Source organism: Aeromicrobium sp. (assembly GCF_025965075.1).
Lineage (GTDB): Bacteria > Actinomycetota > Actinomycetes > Propionibacteriales > Nocardioidaceae > Aeromicrobium.
This window is the reverse complement of the sequence record NZ_JAOPXQ010000223.1, coordinates 1-3,673: the sequence shown is the minus strand read 5'-3', so window position 1 is coordinate 3,673 and position 3,673 is coordinate 1. Positions and strand designations below refer to the sequence as shown.

General features: G+C 65.9%; 4 protein-coding genes. All 4 read right to left on the bottom strand.

Annotation, left to right across the window (positions count from 1 at the left end; translation table 11 throughout):
• The coding region (locus JWQ91_RS13295) for a GMC family oxidoreductase N-terminal domain-containing protein (protein WP_297784933.1) at positions 1-1,407 on the bottom strand (1,407 nt) is incomplete at its 3' end.
• Complete coding sequence (locus tag JWQ91_RS13290) at positions 1,332-2,000, bottom strand: gluconate 2-dehydrogenase subunit 3 family protein (RefSeq protein WP_297784930.1); 669 nt, start codon at positions 1,998-2,000, stop codon at positions 1,332-1,334. The genes JWQ91_RS13295 and JWQ91_RS13290, both read right to left, overlap by 76 nt.
• Positions 1,993-3,126, bottom strand: a complete 1,134-nt coding sequence (locus JWQ91_RS13285; RefSeq protein ID WP_297784927.1) for a Gfo/Idh/MocA family oxidoreductase — start codon at positions 3,124-3,126, stop codon at positions 1,993-1,995. The genes JWQ91_RS13290 and JWQ91_RS13285 overlap by 8 nt, the downstream gene beginning before the upstream one ends.
• 9 nt (positions 3,127-3,135) lie before the next feature.
• On the bottom strand, positions 3,136-3,673 hold a 538-nt coding region (locus JWQ91_RS13280), incomplete at its 5' end, for an ABC transporter permease (protein WP_297784924.1).

The following is a 3,673-nucleotide window of genomic DNA, read 5'->3' as shown; positions in this document are numbered from 1 at the left end:
CATGGCCACGTCGTTCTCGTGCGGTGTGAGAGTCACCCGGGCGACAGGAAGACCCCAGTGGTCGGTGACCGCGTCGTCCAGGTCGACCCGGTTGTCATGTTGTGGCAGGTCGTGGACGACCATTGCTGCTGCCATCGAGTGGTTGAAGTAGTCGCGGTCGACCTGCTTGGCCTCTGCTCCCCAGGCCGGCCGGTCCGGGACTGACCAGTTGATCGGCAGCGGAATGCCGACGCCGGCCGCAGCCAGGTGCCCACCGCTGGCGAAACCGCGGCTCTCGTCGTGCTCGTAGAACTCGAAGCTGGAGGCGCTGACGTATCCGCCACCAGCCCAGGCATAGATCGGGTCGTCGAACACGCCGACGGCCGCGCTGTACTCGTGGAACGTCACGTTGCGACCGACCATGTCGCTGCCGTTCGCGAGCCCGTTCGGGAACCGTGAGGAGCTCGACAACAGGAGCAGGCGTGCCGACTCCACCGCGCCACAGGCCAAGATGACAACGTCGGCCTCCTGCTCGTACGTCTGGCCCTCGGCGTCCTGATAGACGGCACCTTTCGCGCGCCCGTTGGAGTCGACGGTTATCTCCCTCACGTACGAGTCCGGACGCAGCTCGTATCGTCCCGTTGCGACGGCTTGGGGGATGAACACGTTGAGCGCGCTGCTGCGCGTCCCGGTCGGGTCGCCGTGCTGCTGCGCGAAAGCGCTGATCACGGTCGGCGGCCGGCCGTCGTACGGCTCAGAGAGGGCCGCTTGAGGTGTCGGGAACGAGTTCCATCCGAGGGCAGCACACCCTTGGTGATACTTCTGCGCGTACCTCGACTGAGGCATGGGCTTGCAGGGGTAGTCGCGGGTGCGCCGGGACTCGTAGGCATTCGCGCCTGCTTTGCCCGAGACACCGAAGGCCCACTCCACCTTGTCGTAGTAGGGCTCGAGCTCGTCATAGGTGATCGGCCAATCTGCCAGTGATGCTCCGGCGATGTCACCGATGACCGACCTGTGGCGGAAGTCGTTCTCGGTGAATCGCGGCAACCATCCCTGCCAATGGACCGTGCCTCCACCGACCATCTGGGGCACGGGACAGAAGAGCTCCTCCCGTGCCTGGGCGTCCGCGGAGTCGCGGACCGTTCGAGGGTTCAGAAGCGGGTCCGGCCACAGGTTGTACCGATTGACGTTGGCCAGCTCGTCCCCCCCGAAGGTCTCCTTCGTCCTCCACGGTCCTCTTTCGAGTGCGACGACTCTCAAGCCGCGCTCGGTCAGGACCTTGGCTGCGGCTGCTCCGGAGGCGCCGGCACCGACGATGCACACGTCCGCGCGATCTGGTCTCTTTGCATTGCTCATGCGCGGCCTTTCCCGTCGTCGTGGTTCGTGGGTCGTTTCAGGCACTCGTGCTCCAGGTCGTCGGCGAACCACTCGAGCACCGTGTAGGTGCCGTCATGCACGTCCTTCAGCGAGGCGGGTCCGGGGAACCCGATGACCTCCCATCCGACGCGGTCTCGGTTGCCCCCGTAGATCGGGTCGGCGTAGAAACCTTGACGGGTGTGCAGGGCGATCAGTGCCACGAAGTCGAGATGGATCTCGGCGTTGGTCTGTTGGAGGGCCGGTTCGGGCGGTGCGCCGTACAAGGCAGCATGATTCTGGTGCGAGCGTGGCGGTGGATCTTCGAGCGAGTGAAGGACTGCGTCTTGCTGTTCTGCGTCCAGCTGGACGAAGCTGCGGCCGTGCCTGCTGAGGGCAAGCTCGTCGAGCGACGTGATTCCGTTGACATAGCACTGGCGAAGCGCGTCTATCCGTCGTGACCAGGCGTCTGCGCGGGGGCCTGTCAGGACTTCCCACCCGCTTCCATCGGGTTTGGCGTAGATGTAGTCGATACCTGAGAGGTAGCGGTCGACGAAGTCCACCGTGCCGGCCTCCCGAGCGCCGGGAGTGTCGTCGGTGGGGATGATCCGTGCCATCGCGGCCTCCACCGTGGCGCGCTGTGTCGGGTCGAAGAATGTGTCAGTCATGGGTGCTTCCCCCGAGGTGACCGTGTGAGTGGTTGGTGGACGGCTGGGTGGGGACGTCAACCCATTCGCGGCGTCGAGATGATTCGAGCACGGCGGCAGTGATCTGCGCCGCTCGCCGGCCGTCGGCGAAGGTGGGCAGGCCGACTACCGTCTCGCCGGCGGCGGCACGGTAGACGTCTTTCATGTAGCCGTTGAATGCGTCCTGGTAGCCCTGTGGATGCCCGGGGGGCACCACCGAGTACTCGACGGCTCCGGCGCCGAGACCGTCCGGCCCGCGCATCACGGTCAGGTTCTGGGCGACGCCACCGACCCAGAAGCTGTCCGGCGTCTCTTGATCGAATGACAGTGAGGCGTCCGGACCGTCGAACGAGAACCACAACCGGTTCTTGCGGCCGGGAGAGACCTGGCTGATCACCACGCTCCCGGAGGCGTGGCGGTCGGTGGTGAACATGACCGTCGCACCGTCTTCGGTGTGCACGTCCCGTCCTTGCCGCTGGCTGAATGCGCGGGCGGTGTGGGCCACGAGCGAGGTGATGCGATGGCCGGTGACGAATTCCATCAGATCGCACCAGTGCACGCCGATGTCGGCGAACGCCCTTGAAGCGCCGCCGCTGTGTGGATCGACGCGCCAGTTGTCGGCGTCCGCGCCTGCGAGCCAGTCCTGCAGGTAGGAACCGTGCAACATCCACAGTGGTCCCGTGACACCGCGGGCTACCCGATTCTGGATCTCGCGGATCGTCGGGTAGAAGCGATAGACGAACGGCACCGATGCCAGACGCCGCATGCTGAACGCCAGGGACTCCAGCTGGCAGGCGTCTTCGACGCTGGTGGCCAGCGGTTTCTCGCACACGACGTGCTTCCCGGCCTCGAGTGCCGCCCTGGCCAATGTCGCATGATTGACGTTCGGCGTGCAGATGTGGATCACGTCGATCGAGTCCGAGCAGATGAGTGCCTCGGCGTCGTCGTAGGCCCGGCCGGAACCCAGGACAGGGGCGGCGCGCTCGGCGCTCTGTCGGGATGACGATGCCACCCCGTCCACCACGTGACCGTTCGCCTTGATGGCGCGCGCGTGCACCTGTCCCATGAATCCTGTGCCGATGATGCCGGCGCGCAGCACGTCAGACACGCGTGCTCCTCACTTCTTCCTGGCCAGGGCGACGGCGAGGATGATGATCGCGCCCCGCACGACCTGCTGCTGGCTCGTCTCGAGACCGGCGAGGATCAGGCCGTTGTTGATCAGGCCGATCAGGAGCGCCCCCACGAGGGTGCCGACGACGGCGCCATTGCCGCCGAAGAGGCTGGTCCCGCCAAGGATGACGGCGGCGATCGCCGAGAGCTCGTCGCCGGATCCCCACTGGAAGCGTCCCGATTCGAGTCGGCCGGCGTAGAGCAGCCCGGCCAGCGAGGCGACGACCGAGGACAGGACCATCACCTGGAACTTGATCCGCCCAGTTCGGATACCGGTGAATTCTGCCGCGGTCCGATTTCCTCCCGTGGCGAGGACCTTCCTCCCGAACCTGGTCTTGGCGAGCACGAGCCCTCCGACCACCACAGCCAACGCCATCCAGACGATCAGCCCCGGAACCGGCCCGAAGTCACCGCCGCCGAAGATGAGGTTGAAGTTCTCGTTGAGGATGGGCTGAGGCGCGGAGTCCGTGATCCATTGAGCGACC